The sequence below is a fragment of the Loktanella sp. S4079 genome (assembly GCF_000967725.1).
In the GTDB taxonomy this organism is placed as follows: Bacteria; Pseudomonadota; Alphaproteobacteria; order Rhodobacterales; family Rhodobacteraceae; genus Yoonia.
The window spans coordinates 1,507,732-1,523,095 of record NZ_JXYE01000002.1 but is presented as its reverse complement, the minus strand read 5'-3'; the positions used below and the strand labels follow the sequence as shown (position 1 = coordinate 1,523,095).

The window sequence follows — 15,364 nt, the reverse complement described above, 5'->3', positions numbered from 1 at the left end:
TTATGCTCTCCTCATTGCCAGGAATAGCCGCTCGAGCGGCATGCGCACCATGTGGTCCAGTGCGCCCGTGAACAGGATCACCAATGCCTGTATTACGATGATCAGTTCACGTGGGATCGACGTCCATAGGGCGAGTTCTGCGCCGCCTTGATATAGAAAGCCGAAAAGAAGGGCCGCCAATAGAACCCCAAAGGGGTGGTTGCGACCCATGAGTGCGACGGCGATGCCAATAAAGCCAGCGCCCTCGGCTGCGTTCAGGACCAGCCGTTCGGCCTCGCCCTGTACGTTGTTGATGGCCATCATACCGGCAAGTGCGCCGGAAATAAGCATGGTGACCATGATGATCTTTGTCGGGCTGATTCCGGCGTATTTCGCAGCGGATTCAGATTCACCGAATGACCGAATTTCAAACCCCAGACGTGTCCGCCAGACCAATGCCCACACCAGCACACAAGCGGCCAGTGCAACAAAGAAGGTGACATTGGCAGGAGCCCCACGGAAAAACGTGGTGTCGCCAAAGTTAAACATGTCTTGGAAAGACGGCAGGTGGGTGGCCTCGGGGAATTTTGATGTGGCTGGTTCCATGCCGGGCGCCTTGAGCGCGCCAATCAGTAGGAAGTTCAGCAGGGCAGCGGCGATAAAGTTGAACATGATCGTCGTGATCACGATGTGGCTGCCGCGTTTGGCCTGCAAAAATGCAGGCAATGCAGCCCAAGCCGCGCCAAACAAGGCCGCCCCCACAGCCGCGCCAATCAGCGCGAGCGTCCAATGTGGCCAAGGAATAAACAGACAAATGACAGCAACACCCAAACCACCCAAGAGCGCCTGACCTTCACCGCCGATGTTAAACAGCTTCGCCTGCGATGCGATCGCGACAGCCAAGCCGGTAAAGATAAAGTTGGTGGCGTAGTAGATCGTATAGCCCCAGCCATAGGTCGACCCTAACGCGCCGCTCACCATGAGTTTTAGGGCTTCCCACGGGTTTTCACCGATGGCGAGAATAACAAACGCAGACAGAATCGCAGCCAGCACAATCGAGATGACCGGAATCAGAATTACATCGGCCCATTTTGGCATCGCATCCATCAGGAATCGCCTCCGCTCATCCCGGCCATAAGTAGCCCGAGTTCTTTTTCGTCTGTATTTTGAGGCATCCGCTCGCCCATTATTTTTCCGTCAAACATAACAGCGATCCGGTCTGAGAGCGACAAAATCTCTTCCAACTCAACGGAAACCAGCAAGATTGCCTTGCCCTGATCCCTTAGTGCAACAATTTGTTGGTGGATGAATTCAATCGCGCCGATGTCGACACCGCGTGTTGGCTGGCCGATTAGCAGCAAATCGGGGTTGCGTTCAATCTCGCGGGCGAGAACAATTTTCTGCTGGTTCCCCCCAGAGAAATTCTTGGCTGCAAGGTGCGGGTCCGGCGGGCGAACGTCGAAACGCGCCATTTTTTCTTCGGTATCGCGCTTGAGCGCCGCGTTATCCATGAATAACGCGTTCTTTTGGTAGCGTGCGTCGTGGTGATAGCCGAACCCTGTATTTTCCCAGGCGTGGAATTCCATGATCAGACCTTCGCGCTGCCGATCCTCTGGAACATGGGCGATGCCGCGTGCGCGGCGGCTTTGGCCATCGGACTTTGCTCCGGTTAGGTCGATTTCTTCGCCGTTCATCTTGATGCTGCCGGTGGCCTTTTCGTAGCCACCGAGCACCTCAAGCAGTTCGGATTGGCCGTTGCCGGCGACACCTGCAATCCCCAGAATTTCACCTGCGTGGACGTCAAGGTTGATACCTTTCAAACGGTGCACGCCTTTGGCGTCAGTGACGTTTAGGTCTTTTACCTCGAGGATCTTGCGGCCGATCTGAGCAGGGGCTTTGTCAACGCGCAGCAAGACCTTACGCCCGACCATCAACTCTGCCAGTTCTGCTGGGTTTGTCTCAGACGTCTTGACCGTTGCGGTCATTTCGCCACGGCGCATGACGCTGACCGTGTCGGTGATATCCATGATTTCGCGCAATTTGTGCGTGATCAGGATGATTGTTTTGCCCTCGCGGCGCAGGTTCTCCAAAATACGGAACAGGTGGTCAGCCTCGGCCGGGGTCAACACGCCTGTTGGCTCATCAAGGATCAGGATGTCTGCCTTGCGGTAGAGCGCCTTTAGGATTTCAACACGCTGCTGCATGCCGACGCCGACATCTTGGATCACTGCGTCTGGATCGACGTTTAGTTCATACTCTTCCGCGAGGCTTTTTAGCTCGCGGCGGGCACGGGCCAGCGACGGTTTTAGCAGGCCAGAATCTTCAGCCCCGAGCACCACATTTTCCAGAACAGTAAAGTTTTCAACTAGCTTGAAGTGTTGAAATACCATGCCAATACCTGCGGCAATGGCGGTTTGGCTGTCGGTGATATTCTTCTTTTCGCCACCAATGAAAATCTCGCCCGCATCGGCCTTGTAAAACCCGTAGAGGATCGACATCAGGGTTGATTTCCCTGCACCGTTTTCGCCGATGATCCCGTGGATGGTTCCGGGCATGACGCGAATGGAGATGTCTTTGTTGGCCTGTACTGGTCCAAAGGCTTTGGAGATGCCTTTGAGTTCGATAGCGGGGGCTTGAGTCATTGGTGGGCCTTTATTGATGCGATTGGCCGCGATCGGGCCAATCAAAGGTCGTTCTTAGTGTTGTTCAGCGGGGGTTTCGCCGACAAAGCCAGCGATTGCAATAATCCGACCCGCGTCGTCAAGGTCAGTAAAATAAGTTCCGAATTGCGCCATCTCTTGTCCATCCGGGCCTTTGCCGCTGAATTTCACGATAGCGCGAGTGTAGTTGTTGATGCTGTCGCTTTTGGTGACAGTTGCCGTCCAGCCTGGGGCGTTGGTGCTAAAGATCCTGATATATCTTGCAATTTCTTGCGCGCCAGACAGGCGCCCGCCCGACCGTGGGTCTGAATATATCCCGTTCTCGGCCATGCAATCAGTGATGGCTTTTGATTGTTCCGTGGGGTCTTGCAATGCCCACGCCGCAAAGAAATTCTCTATCGCTTGTGTCAATTGTTTCGCCTCCGGTTAAATGGGAAGGCCGCGCAAATTTCTTCGCGCGGCTTTTTTCGCTCTCGTTATGAGAACAGCTTAGAAGTCAAGCGCAGGGCATGTTTCGTCGCTGGTGTAATCGTGAACGACAAGTTCACCTGCTTCGATCTGTGCAGCAGCCGCGTAAGCAGCGGACAGTGCTTCAAAGCTAACGATGCTTTCGTTGTTTGCGTCCATCGCAAAACCGACGCCGTGGTTTGCAACGCTCATCACGTTAAAGCCAGTTTCCATGTCTGGACCATCGGACATCGCGTCATAGACTGCGGAATCAACGCGCTTGAGCATCGAAGTCAGAACGGAACCTGGGTGCAGGTGGTTTTGGTTCGCATCAACACCAATCGAGAAGATGCCTTCGTCAGCTGCGGTTTGCAGAACGCCAACGCCTGTGCCGCCAGCAGCAGCGAAGACGACGTCAGAACCTTGGCTGATTTGCGCTAGTGTCAGCTCAGAGCCTTTTACCGGGTCGTTCCAAGCAGCCGGTGTTGTACCTGTCATGTTTGAAACAACTGTTGCATCTGCATTTGCTGCTTTGACACCTTGGGCATAGCCGCAAGCAAATTTACGGATCAGTGGGATGTCCATGCCGCCAACAAATGAAACTGTGTTTGTTTCAGTGGTCATGCCTGCGAGAACACCAACGAGGTAAGAACCTTCGTGCTCGTTAAATACAACAGAGCGTACGTTTGGCGCATCTACAACCATATCAATGATTGTGAATTTTGTGTCTGGATAGTCGGCTGCAACCTCTGCCAGTGGTGTTCCCCAAGAGAAACCAGCCATGACGATTGGGTTTGCGCCGGATTCAGCAAAGCGGCGGATCGCCTGCTCGCGCTGAGCATCGGATTGAATTTCAACTTCTGCGTAAGAGCCACCAGTTTCAGCTGCCCAACGCTCTGCGCCGTTATATGCGCTTTCGTTAAAGGATTTGTCGAATTTGCCACCCAAGTCAAACAGGATTGCTGGGTCAGCGGATGCAGCGCCCGCTGTCAGGGCCAGCGCAGCAGATGCGCCGAGAAATTTCTGCATAAGGGTCATGTGTGTCTCCCACGTCATTAAACGAGGCTAGTATAGCGCGCCGCGCCGCCTCTCTCAAAAGCCGAGCCGATCTTAGCGTCGGTTCATCACAAGATAAGGCCCTGACTGGCTGGGAAGATCAACTGCTTTTTAATGAGGCAACTGCCCAGAACCTAAGTTTTGACCTTTAGATCAAAAACTGACGTAAGGTTACGCGCGTACAAGTTGTTTTTGCAAAACCAATGCAGCGACAGCTGCCCCTTCTTTGAGCAGATAATAATTTGGACGTCGGCCTACTTGGGTGTAACCTGCTCGTGCATATAGCGCTTTTGCTGGCTCGTTATCCTCAGCAACCTCGAGGAAAACCTGTGTTGCGCCCGATTTTTGGGCAGTTTCTTCTGCTTTTTCGAGCGCGGCGGCGGCGAGCCCGTTTCTGCGAAAGCTGGGCGCAGTTGCGACGGTCAAAACCTCGGCTTCGTCCAATGTGACACGTAGCAACACAAAGCTGCGGTCATCACCAGAAAGAATCGCCCCCTGTTGCGCAAGCAGTTTCGAGAATTCTTGTGCAGACCATGACCGTGTGTCTGGAAACGCCGCGGCATGAATTTCAGCGAGCGTTTCAGGCGTCATGTCAAAATTGTTGGTGCTTGGTCACGTGGTGGCGCAGCATCTGCTGGTCGCACATACATGGGCGTTGGGGGCGAGGGAGTATCAGAAATGCGTGATGCCGCGATTTGCACCGATGCGGCAATCAATTGCGTGGCAGTTTTTTCCTCGGCCTGACGCCACGAGGCGTCATTTCGCAAAGTATCAGCATCGCGGATCAATTCCGGTACTGATGCGTCGCCAGTTTCAGAAAAATGCTGGATATAGGCTTGTCCGCGCGGGGCAGGGATTAGCGCGCTAGTGGGTAGATCGCTTCTAAATGCACGTGCTTCAAACCCCGTGACGCCAATGGCGGGTTTGGCTAACCCAAGCGCGAGCCCACGTGCTGCAGCGACCGCAATTCGTATGCCTGTGAAGTTTCCGGGGCCAGTACCAACGCCGATCGCATCCAAGTCTGACCAAGTAAGTCCCTGTTCGCGCAGCATTTCCTCGAGCATTGGTACGAGATGTTCTGCTTGGCCCTTGGACATTTCGTCAACGCGGGTGAAGACAGTACCTTTCAACAGCAAAGCGGCGGCGCAATGCGCCGCCGATGTATCAAATGCGATGACCGTTGGGTTAGGCTGCAACGGGCCGTACCTCAACCACTTCGGGAATGTAGTGGCGTAGCAGGTTTTCGATACCCATTTTCAAGGTCAGCGTGGATGATGGGCAACCTGCACAGGCGCCTTGCATGTGCAGATATACGATCCCACGTTCAAAGCCGTGAAAGGTGATGTCGCCGCCGTCTTGGGCGACGGCCGGGCGCACGCGCGTGTCCAGTAGCTCTTTGATTTGGTTTACGATTTCCGCATCTTCACCCGTATGCTCTGCGTGACCGCTTGCTGGGGCTTGATTGTCAGCCATAACAGGCTGGCCCGATTGATAATGCTCCATGATCGCGCCCAGGATGCCGGGTTTGATATGGTCCCATTCCACGTCGTCAGATTTGGTCACCGTGACGAAATCGTTGCCGAAGAACACACCAGTAACAGAACCTGCCGCAAAAATGCGCTGCGCCAGAGGTGAATTTTGTGCAGCCTCAAGGCTTGGGAAATCGGCAGTGCCAATTTCGAGCACGGTCTGGCCGGGCAGGAATTTCAGGGTCGCCGGGTTCGGCGTGGATTCCGTCTGAATAAACATGGTGCAAACCTTTTTTGTCAGGGTTCTGATATGCGCTGCAGGAAGCCATATGTCAAGGTTTGGAATGATTCTAAACTAGGTAATCGCCTCAAGCCGCTCTTTGGATAGATCACCGGGGACAATGGTAATCGGGATCGGCAGGCTGCCTGACTGGCGCGAAAGCTGCGTGACAAGCGGGCCGGGGCCTTTGCTATCGGTACCTGCGCCCAAGACTAACACGCCGATATCGCTGTCTTCGTTTACGTGGTTGATGATCTCTGTGATCGGCTCGCCTTCGCGGATAACCAGTTCGGGGTGCACATTTTGCCGGTCGCGCATCCATTTTGCGAAAACCTCGAAATGTACTTCAATCCTTTCACGGGCCTCGGCGCGCATGATTTCACCAACACCGATCCAGTGATTAAATTCATCGGGCGGGATTACAGACAAAATCGCAACGCCCCCGCCCGTGTGCGCAGCCCGCATCGCCGCGAACCGCATCGCATTCAAGCATTCGCGGCTATCATCCAGTACGACCAAGAACTTACGCATTGTCGGATATCTCCTGTTCGGATCGATATTGGAGCATTGTTTTGCTGCTGGCAATGAATTTGAAGGTTACCCAAAGAGTTGGCGTTCGGTGCCGGGGGACACCGAACGCCTCTTATACCGGGGCGTCCTGCTAGGCGGGACGGCGACGCCCGGGTGGGGCGTGCAGAGCGAATCGATACGACGCAAGGCTATTGTTCATTGCGTCGCGTTTCAGTTTTGTGACGTCCTTTATCCGCGCAAAAGTCCTACGATGTCGTAGGTTTGCTTAAGGATCGGTTCCGCGATTGCGCGGGCTTTCTCTGAACCTTCGGCCAGAATTCGGTCGATTTCAGCAGGATCATCCATCAAGCGCGCCATTTCGGTCGAGATCGGCGAGAGTTTCGCAACCGCCAAATCAGCGAGGGCGGGTTTGAATTTGCCCCATCCGGCGCCAGCGTATTCGATGATTACGGCCTCGGGCGTTTTATCATCAAGGGCTGCATAGATTTCGACAAGGTTTCGTGCCTCTGGGCGGTCGCTCAGGCCGTCGATGGTTTCTGGCAAAGGCTCTGGGTCGGTTTTTGCCTTTTTGAATTTCTTGGCGATTTTGTCGGCATCGTCGGTCATATTGATGCGTTCCATGTCGCTTTCGCCGGATTTTGACATCTTTTTCGTCCCGTCGCGCAAGTTCATAATGCGCATGGCTGGGCCTTCGATGACTGGGGTTGTCATCGGGAAAAACTCTGTCTTGTAGTCGTGATTGAACTTTGCAGCGATGTCGCGGGTCAATTCGACGTGTTGCTTTTGGTCATCGCCCACAGGCACATGTGTCGCGTGATAGAGCAAAATATCCGCCGCCATCAGCGAAGGATAGGCGTACAGCCCCAAGGATACCTTTTCAGCGTTACTGCCCGCCTTGTCTTTGAACTGGGTCATGCGGTTCATCCAGCCGACGCGGGCGACACAGTTAAAGATCCAGCCCAATTCAGCATGGGCCGCGACTTGGCTTTGGTTGAAAAGGATCGATTGCGCAGGATCAAGCCCCGCCGCCAGATAGCCAGCGGCCACTTCGCGGGTCATGTTTGCGAGTTCTTTGGGGTCCTGCCAGACAGTGATCGCATGCATGTCGACCACGCAGTAGATGGTTTCCATCTGTCCTTGCATGCCGACAAATCGTTTGATTGCACCAAGGTAGTTACCAAGCGTCAATCCGCCAGAGGGTTTAATCCCAGAGAAAACGCGGGGCGTGAATGTCGTATCTGTCATTATAAAATGTCCGGGCTGGATTTCGTAGCAGGGGTCGCATACCCATGCCAGACAGACCCGTCAATTTCAACAGTCCAAGGCACCGCCATGAAACCCGAAAGCCCGATCAACGCAATTCCGCCCGTGATCATCGCCCTGACCTTGGTCATCGTTGGGGTGGAGTGCGTATTGCAGCTTGCTGGGGTTGGCTTGATTGGGGGCGATCGTGGGATCGGTTGGCGTGTCGGCAGCATTCAGCAATACGGGTTCTCGGGCGCTGTGTTGGATCGTATCTGGGTGAATGGGGACTATTCGTTTGATATGCTCAAACGGTTCCTGACCTATCCATTTATAAACGGGAACCTAACGCAGGCTGCCTTTTGCGCGGCGCTGACGCTTGCATTGGGGAAATTCACTGCCGAGTTTTATGGCGGGGTAAAGATATTCGCTCTTTATGTAGCGACTGCGATTGCAGGGGCGCTGGTCTTTGGCATGCTTGCGCCCAATAACTACCCGCTGATTGGTGGCTTTCCTTCGGTTTACGGGCTTATTGGGGCGTATACCTACGCGCTTTGGCTGAATTTGGGGGCAATGGGGCAAAACCAGTTAAAGGCGTTTCAGTTGATTGCGGTGCTATTGGGGATTCAGCTGGTCTTTGGGCTATTGTTCGAAACAGGATATAGCTGGATCGCCGAATTGACCGGCTTTGTGGTTGGTTTTGCTTTCTCACTGCTGCTTGCGCCCGGCGGCTGGGCCGCATTTTTGGGGCGGATGCGGGAACGATCCTAGCGACGCAAGTTGCGTTTGAACTCGCTGAGTTTGAACGCGCCGATGATCTGACCGATCCCAAAATAGCTGGTGATCCCAATGATCACCAATGCCAAAAGAGCAAGATAGCGCAACTGACCCATCTCAAGAGCAGGGGCTAGGATGTCGGCACTGATCCAAAGCACGACACCCATGGCTAGCGAAGCAAGAACGATCCGGGGCAGGCGGCGTTGAAACCGGCTGTCGAATTTTGCCGCGTCCCCCATGTTTCGTGCGCCCCACCAGAGCAACAGCACGGTCGCCCAACCTGTGAGTGACGTCCCCACCGCCGCCGCGATATAGCCGATAAGGGGCGATAGCCCAATGGCGAGCGCCGCGTTCAGCGCCAGTGCAACAAGAGCAAAATAGAACGGGCGTTTGGTGTCTTCGCGGGCGAAATAGAGCGGCTGCAGGGTCTTTTGCATCACAAAGGCGGGCAACCCTAGCCCATAGACAGCGACCGCTAGCGCGGTTGCGTTCGTATCGTCCTGATCAAACGCACCCCGTTCATACAAAACGCTGACCAAAGGAAAGGCGATGACCACCAATGCCACCGCTGCCGGAATCGTAAGGGCCAGACTAATTTCGCTGGCGCGGTTAAACGCGTTTTGGCCGCCTTCGGTGTCGCCTGCACGTAATCGGCGTGACAGGTCGGGCAAGAGCACAACACCAATTGCGATACCAACCACGCCAAGGGGCAATTGATACAGCCGGTCCGCATAATTGAGCCAGGCAACCGCTCCGTCAAAGAAGCTGGCGACCTGTCGCCCGACCAAAAGGTTGATCTGTACGACACCACCAGCCAGTGCGGCAGGGGCTGCGATGATGGCCAGCCGTTTTAGCTCTGGGGTCATCTTTGGGCGTCCCAATCGCATCGGATAGCCCGCGCGCTTGGCGGCCGTCCAAACAAGTGCGACCTGCGCAATGCCCGCGATTGGCACCGCATAGGCAAGCGCCGAACCCATCAGCGTCTGATTTTCTGATCCGCCGCAGCCACATGCCAGTCCGGTCAAGACCAGCGCCCCAATGAAGATGATATTAAGCAGAACCGGTGCCGCGGCCGCTGCGGTGAAACGCCCGGTCGCATTGAGCACGCCTGACAAGAGTGCCGACAGCGAAATAAACAGGATGTAAGGAAAGGCGATCCGCCCATAATAGACGGCGAGGTCAAATCGCTCTGTCCCGATAAAGCCGCTCGCCATCATAGCGACCAGCGCGGGCATCAGGACAATTGCGATCGTGGAAAAGACAATCAAGATCGCCGCAAGTCCAATAAATGCGTCTTGGGCAAAGCGTTTCGCGTCCTCACCACCTTCCAGTTTTTTCGAAAACATGGGCACAAATGCCATGTTAAATGCGCCTTCGGCAAAGAAGCGGCGAAAGAGGTTTGGAAGCGAGAAAGCAATCAAGAATGCCTCTGCCACGGGACCAGTACCCAAGTAGGCCGCGATCATGACATCGCGCACAAACCCCAACAGGCGACTAGCAAGTGTCCATATGCCGACGGTGAAAAAACCGGCCATTAGGCGAATTGGTTTCATGGAATGGTGACCTCGATCATGCAGCCGTTTCGGGCCACACTATGTAAGCGTCAGGCGCGCAGCAATGACCCATTTGTGCAAGGTTTATGCAGTGCAACCGAAGGGGCACGTTAGTTACGTGCCCGCTCTGACCCTTGTTCGATTGCGTCGCGTAGCTTGCGTTCCAGGGCGGCGCGTTTGGAATCTGAATAGTATTTCAGCCCAACCATGTCTTTGACGTAAAAGGTATCGACCACTTGCTCACCATAAGTCGCAATCACGGCCGAGGCGATATTCACGTAGTTATCCGCCAAAGTGCGCGTGAGATCGTACAACAGACCGGGGCGGTCGCGTGATTCAATCTCGATAATCGTATAGATCGCGGAGCCATCATTATCGAATGTGATATTGGTAGGCACACGGAACGCACGCTCACGCTTTTTGATCTTGTCTTTGCTGACCAAGGCATCGCGGGCGACTACCTCGCCCTTCAGCGTTTTGCTGATCATTGTGCGCAGACGTGGCAGACGGCTTTCCTCGTAGGGGCTGCCATCATTGTCTTGGATCCAGAAAACTGCGGTAACGTAGCCGTCCTTTGAGGTGTAGGTCCGTGCATCCACGATATTCGCACCGACCAAGGCGAGCGCTCCGGTCATGCGGCTAAACAGACCGGGGTGATCCACCATAGCAAAACATGCGCGCGTCGCGTCGCGGTCTTCGTCTAGCATCAGGTCGATCCGAAGTTCGTCATTCGCGATGTCACGCAGAAGGTTCGCAAAGACGACATGGGCGGCCGACGGAAGCCCCTGCCAATACGGACCATAATGGCGCGCGGCCTCGACCTTGAGATCCTTGGGGGGCCAATCCGACAGTTCGGCACGCAGGACGCGCTTGGCTTCGGTCTCGCGGGTTTCGCGGTTAAGATCCTCGAGCCCGTTTTCTAGCGCGTCTTTGGTAGCGGCATAGAGATTCCGCAAAAGAACGGCCTTCCAGTTATTCCAGGTGTCGGGGCCGACGCCGCGAATATCACAGACGGTTAGAACGGTGAGCAGGTCAAGCCGTTCAACGGATTTCACCGCCTTTGCAAAGCCTTGCACGGTGCGTGGCTCTGAAATATCGCGCTTTTGCGCCACGTCTGACATCAGCAGGTGATACCGGATAAGCCACTCAACGGTTTCGCAATCCTTTTTGCTGAGCCCAAGGCGCGGGGCGACCTTGCGCGCAATCTGAGCACCCAAAATAGAATGGTCTTCGTCGCGGCCTTTGCCGATGTCGTGCAAAAGAAGCGCAATGTATAGAACTTTGCGATTAACGCCGCGCTTCAGAATTCCGGACGCGACAGGCAGCTCTTCGATCAGTTCCTTGCGTTCGATCTGGGCAAGGTTACTGATGCACTGGATCGTGTGTTCGTCCACTGTGTAGTGATGATACATATTGAATTGCATCATCGCGACGATTGGTGCGAACTCTGGGATAAAGGCGTCTAATACACCCAGTTCGTTCATCCTTCGCAGGCCGCGTTCCGGATTGCCGTGTTTCAATAGCAGATCAATAAAGATACGTCGCGCTTCTTTGTTCTGGCGCATGTCCTCGTCGATGAGATCTAGGTTCGATGCAATCAACCGCATTGCGTCAGGGTGCAGCAATGTACCGGTGCGCAAGGCCTCTTCGAAGATACGCAGCATGTTTACGCTATCGGCGAGGAACGCATTTTCATCCGCGACCGTTAAGCGGTTTTGTTTGATCGCATAGGGGGCTTTTGCCTTTTTGCGGCGCGTCAATAGACGCACGAGCATTGGTTCTGCTTTTGTGTGGGTTGCCTCAAGTGCCGTCAAAAAGATGCGGGTCAGTTCCCCAACTTTGTTCGCCTGCCGAAAATAGGCTTGCATAAAGTGCTCGACCGCACGACGCCCGCCGTGATCGGTATAGCCCATTGCCGCCGCGACCTCGACCTGAAGGTCGAAAGTGAGCTGATCAGTTGCGCGCGCCGTAATCAGGTGCAGGTGACAGCGTACAGCCCACAAAAAATCCTCTGCGGTGACAAAGGTTTCAAATTCCTCTGGGGTAAAGACGCCCAAACCAACCAAGTCAGCCGCGTCTTTAACATCGTTGATGTATTTACTGATCCAAAACAGCGATTGTAGATCGCGTAGGCCGCCTTTGCCTTCTTTGACATTGGGTTCGACAACATAACGCTGCCCACCTTGTTTACGATGGCGCTCTGCGCGCTCGTCAAGCTTGGCTTCAATGAATTCAGCGGCGGTGCCTTTGAATAGATCGGACCACAACCGTGCGCCCAGACGTTGGGCTAATTCCGCGTCACCAGCAAGGTAGCGACATTCAACAAGCGAGGTGCGGATCGTATAGTCTTCGCGGGCGAGGCGGACGCATTCTTTGACGGTTCTGCTGGCGTGCCCGACCTTCAGCTTGAGATCCCAGAGCATGTAAAGCATGGATTCAATCACGCTTTCAGCCCAAGGGGTCATTTTATAGGGCGTCAGGAACAGTAGATCGACATCAGATTCTGGTGCCATTTCGCCGCGGCCATAACCACCCACCGCGATCAGCGACAGCTTTTCGCCCTCGGTTGGGTTGGCAAGCGGATGCAGACGACGCATCGCGACATCGAGCACAATTCCGACGATCTGATCGGTTAGCCAGCAATAAGATTGGGTTGTCGGACGCGCGGCAAAGGGTTGCTCTTGGAACGCGGCGGCGATGGTGTTTCGCCCAGCGGTACGTGCCTTGGACAGGATGGCGACCGTTGCTGCGCGAATGTCCTTTTCTGCGCTCAAATCAGCGAGCGCTGCATCCATTTCTTTTGCGATCGCGTCGCGGTCAAAAATCTCATACGCCGGACAAATCAGACTGTCCGGCGCGTTTGGGTCTAGTTCTGCGGCTAGGTCAGAGACCTGCACCGCCGAAGCTGCGAGGGGCTTGTTCAAGGATAACCACCTGATTTTCACGTATTGTAGCAACAGCCAGCGCACGCTGGTTCAACCCGTTCGGCAATAAACGGAATGCGCCCGAAGTACCACGGAAACCTTGCGGAGTCGTCAACGCTGATTTTGTCAGTGCATCCGATTTACCCGCGGCAACCAGTGCGCCAATTGCTGCGATACCGTCATAGGCAAGCCCAGCAAGCGGGTGAGGATTCTCGCCATATGTCGCAGCATAGCGGTTTGCAAATAGCGATGCAGTTGATTGATCAGGCATTGCGAACAGGCCACCTTGGACACCGGGCAACGCGAATAGCTGTGGTACGGTATCCCAACGGGTCAGTCCGATAAACTTTGTCGCGCCTGTATTCATCCCCGCATCTGGCAATGCGGTCGCAAGCAATGGCAGGTCAGCAGCCGCGCTCGCGGTCGTGAACACGGCCTGGGCGCCAGAGCTGCGCGCGCTCGATACAATGCGGCGGGTAGAGGTAAAGATGCCCTGCTGCGACAGCGGATAGGTTTCAACACCGACAAGCTGTCCGCCATTCGCTTGAATCGCAGATGCGATAGCTTGACCGCCCACTTGGCCCGGCGTGTCGTCTCCATGCGCAACGAGGTAGCGGCTAATACCATTTCGTGTCCCATATTGGACAAGGCGGTTGGCGGTGTTGTCAAATGTCGCGCCTAGAATAAAGACGTTACCGCCAGCGATACTTGCCGTGTTGGAAAAGGACAGGACGTTGACGTTACGACCCGCAACCGCGACGCCAACCGCGTTTGCGGCCTCGCTGTAGAGAGGCCCCAGAATAATCTTGGCTCCGTCGTTAACTGCGGTGACAGCCGCGTTTGCCGCCGTTGTTGGGTCGCCTGCGGTGCTGTAAACGCGCAGCTCAACTTTTGCCCCTTCGAGGTCTGCAATGGCAAGCCGCGCTGCGTTTTCGAGGTTTTTGGCAAGGAATTCGTCACTGCCAACGCCAGAGCCGCTTGGGACAAGCAGGGCAACCGGAACAGGATCACTGACGTCAATCTGTTGGCCAACATCCGCGTCAGGTGACAATGTGACATCACAAGCAGCGAGCCAAAGAAATGCAGTTAAAGTAAAAAATTTTGCGAGTACGCTGCGCGCACTGCTGTATCGGGCAAACATATAAGCTATCCTCCAGGATCGGGCGACGTGCCACAAGAGCGGCGGCGTCAGTTACGTCTATCATAAAGCAGGGGGCAAGCGGGTCCAGATATGAATTTTGTAAACAGGCCACTCTCTGCCGGGTTGTACTTTGTGGCGACACCCATTGGGTCTGCGCGCGATATTACTTTGCGTGCGCTCGATATTCTTGCCTCTGCGGATGTGATCGCAGCCGAAGATACGCGAACTGCGCGTAAACTAATGGAAATCCACGGTGTGCCGCTTGAGGGGCGTAAACTGGTTGCATTTCACGACCATAGCGGGGAGGGCGCAATCAACCGATTGTTGCGCGACATTCAAGACGGTAAATCAGTCGCTTACGTCTCCGAGGCAGGCACCCCGCTAGTTGCTGATCCCGGTTATGAACTGGGCAAAGCTGCAATCGCCGAGGGGATTTTTGTGACCTCTGCACCGGGTCCATCGGCGGTTCTATCGGCGCTGACGGTTTCTGGGTTGCCGACGGATCGCTTTGCATTTGTTGGGTTCTTGCCAGCAGCAAAACAGCAGCGCGAAACTGAAATTGCGGCACTGCGCGACATTCCATTCACGTTGGTTTTTTATGAAAGCCCGAAACGTGTTGGGGAAATGTTAGGGAATCTGCGCGATGTTCTGGGAGAAGACCGGCAGGCGGTTGTCTGTCGCGAGTTGACCAAGAAATTTGAGGAAGTGACCCGTGGCACATTAAATGACCTCGCAACGCAGTTTGATGGTCGCGCCGTTAAGGGTGAGGTTGTCGTGCTCGTTGGTCGTGCAGGCGCAACCGAAGTGGCCGAAGATGATGTTGAGGCGGCCTTACATGAGGCGATGAAAACCATGCGTGTCAAAGATGCGGCCACCGTTGTTGCTGGTGCATTAGGGTTGCCGCGCAGACAGGTCTATCAGACCGCGCTGAATATGAAGGATGATGAATGACAGGGACAACTGGCTATCACGCGGGCTACGCCGCCGAAGACATCGTCGCCCGAGATTATGAACGCCGAAACCATGCTGTGGCTGCGCGCCGCTGGCGCGGCACAAGCGGCGAAGTAGATTTGGTCATGCGTGACGGGCCAACAGTTGTTTTTGTCGAGGTCAAGAAAAGCCGGAGCTTTGGGCGCGCGGCAACGCGACTTGGTCGCAAACAGATGGATCGGATCTGCGGGGCTGCAACAGAGTTCATTGCCAATGAACCCAAAGGGCAATTGACTGATGTGCGCTTTGATCTTGCTGTGGTAAATGAGCAAGGGGCCGTTCAAGTGATCGAGAACGCTTTTATGGAATTCTGAA

Annotated in this window: 15 protein-coding genes; 3 read left to right on the top strand and 12 right to left on the bottom strand. The window is 54.8% G+C overall.

Annotated features, from left to right (window positions below; all coding sequences use genetic code 11):
• The 9 genes from TW80_RS08740 to trpS all read right to left on the bottom strand — a co-directional run bounded on the left by TW80_RS08740 (position 1) and on the right by trpS (position 7,667).
• Positions 1-1,086, bottom strand: coding sequence for an ABC transporter permease (locus TW80_RS08740; protein WP_045996837.1), 1,086 nt, complete (start codon positions 1,084-1,086; stop codon positions 1-3).
• On the bottom strand, positions 1,086-2,621 hold the full coding sequence (locus tag TW80_RS08735) for an ABC transporter ATP-binding protein (RefSeq protein ID WP_045997123.1): 1,536 nt from the start codon (positions 2,619-2,621) through the stop codon (positions 1,086-1,088). The genes TW80_RS08740 and TW80_RS08735 overlap by 1 nt, the downstream gene beginning before the upstream one ends.
• A gap of 54 nt (positions 2,622-2,675) precedes the next feature.
• The gene (locus tag TW80_RS08730; protein ID WP_052700921.1) at positions 2,676-3,050 is read right to left on the bottom strand and encodes a nuclear transport factor 2 family protein; all 375 of its coding nucleotides are present in this window, start codon (positions 3,048-3,050) and stop codon (positions 2,676-2,678) included.
• A 78-nt stretch (positions 3,051-3,128) separates the two neighbouring features.
• On the bottom strand, positions 3,129-4,124 hold the full coding sequence (locus TW80_RS08725; RefSeq protein WP_045996836.1) for a BMP family ABC transporter substrate-binding protein: 996 nt from the start codon (positions 4,122-4,124) through the stop codon (positions 3,129-3,131).
• A 189-nt stretch (positions 4,125-4,313) separates the two neighbouring features.
• On the bottom strand, positions 4,314-4,733 hold the full coding sequence (locus TW80_RS08720; protein ID WP_045996835.1) for a GNAT family N-acetyltransferase: 420 nt from the start codon (positions 4,731-4,733) through the stop codon (positions 4,314-4,316).
• Positions 4,730-5,338 (bottom strand): tRNA (adenosine(37)-N6)-threonylcarbamoyltransferase complex dimerization subunit type 1 TsaB, encoded by a 609-nt coding sequence (gene tsaB / locus TW80_RS08715; RefSeq protein ID WP_045996834.1) that lies wholly within the window; start codon positions 5,336-5,338, stop codon positions 4,730-4,732. Before tsaB ends, TW80_RS08720 begins: the two co-directional genes overlap by 4 nt.
• Entirely contained in the window at positions 5,328-5,891 is a 564-nt protein-coding gene (locus TW80_RS08710) for a NifU family protein (protein ID WP_045996833.1), read from the bottom strand. Before TW80_RS08710 ends, tsaB begins: the two co-directional genes overlap by 11 nt.
• Before the next feature lie 75 nt (positions 5,892-5,966).
• Entirely contained in the window at positions 5,967-6,422 is a 456-nt protein-coding gene (locus tag TW80_RS08705; RefSeq protein ID WP_045996832.1) for a universal stress protein, read from the bottom strand.
• 228 nt (positions 6,423-6,650) lie between these two features.
• Positions 6,651-7,667: a tryptophan--tRNA ligase gene (trpS, locus tag TW80_RS08700; RefSeq protein ID WP_045996831.1), complete on the bottom strand. Its 1,017-nt coding sequence runs from the start codon at positions 7,665-7,667 to the stop codon at positions 6,651-6,653.
• An 87-nt stretch (positions 7,668-7,754) separates the two neighbouring features.
• On the opposite strand from trpS, the gene TW80_RS08695 reads away from it, so the two are divergent.
• Positions 7,755-8,435, top strand: coding sequence for a rhomboid family intramembrane serine protease (locus TW80_RS08695; protein ID WP_045996830.1), 681 nt, complete (start codon positions 7,755-7,757; stop codon positions 8,433-8,435).
• Here the strand turns inward: TW80_RS08695 and murJ are convergent.
• From murJ to TW80_RS08680, 3 genes are all read right to left on the bottom strand, one after another.
• Positions 8,432-9,994, bottom strand: a complete 1,563-nt coding sequence (gene murJ, locus TW80_RS08690; RefSeq protein ID WP_045996829.1) for a murein biosynthesis integral membrane protein MurJ — start codon at positions 9,992-9,994, stop codon at positions 8,432-8,434. The genes TW80_RS08695 and murJ overlap by 4 nt on opposite strands.
• A gap of 110 nt (positions 9,995-10,104) precedes the next feature.
• Positions 10,105-12,891 (bottom strand): [protein-PII] uridylyltransferase, encoded by a 2,787-nt coding sequence (locus TW80_RS08685; protein WP_045997121.1) that lies wholly within the window; start codon positions 12,889-12,891, stop codon positions 10,105-10,107.
• Positions 12,878-14,059 (bottom strand): penicillin-binding protein activator, encoded by a 1,182-nt coding sequence (locus tag TW80_RS08680; RefSeq protein ID WP_045996828.1) that lies wholly within the window; start codon positions 14,057-14,059, stop codon positions 12,878-12,880. Before TW80_RS08680 ends, TW80_RS08685 begins: the two co-directional genes overlap by 14 nt.
• Positions 14,060-14,149: 90 nt before the next feature.
• On the opposite strand from TW80_RS08680, the gene rsmI reads away from it, so the two are divergent.
• The gene (rsmI, locus tag TW80_RS08675) at positions 14,150-15,010 is read left to right on the top strand and encodes a 16S rRNA (cytidine(1402)-2'-O)-methyltransferase (protein WP_045996827.1); all 861 of its coding nucleotides are present in this window, start codon (positions 14,150-14,152) and stop codon (positions 15,008-15,010) included.
• Positions 15,007-15,363, top strand: coding sequence for a YraN family protein (locus TW80_RS08670; protein WP_045996826.1), 357 nt, complete (start codon positions 15,007-15,009; stop codon positions 15,361-15,363). The genes rsmI and TW80_RS08670 overlap by 4 nt, the downstream gene beginning before the upstream one ends.
• Position 15,364 lies beyond the last annotated feature (1 nt).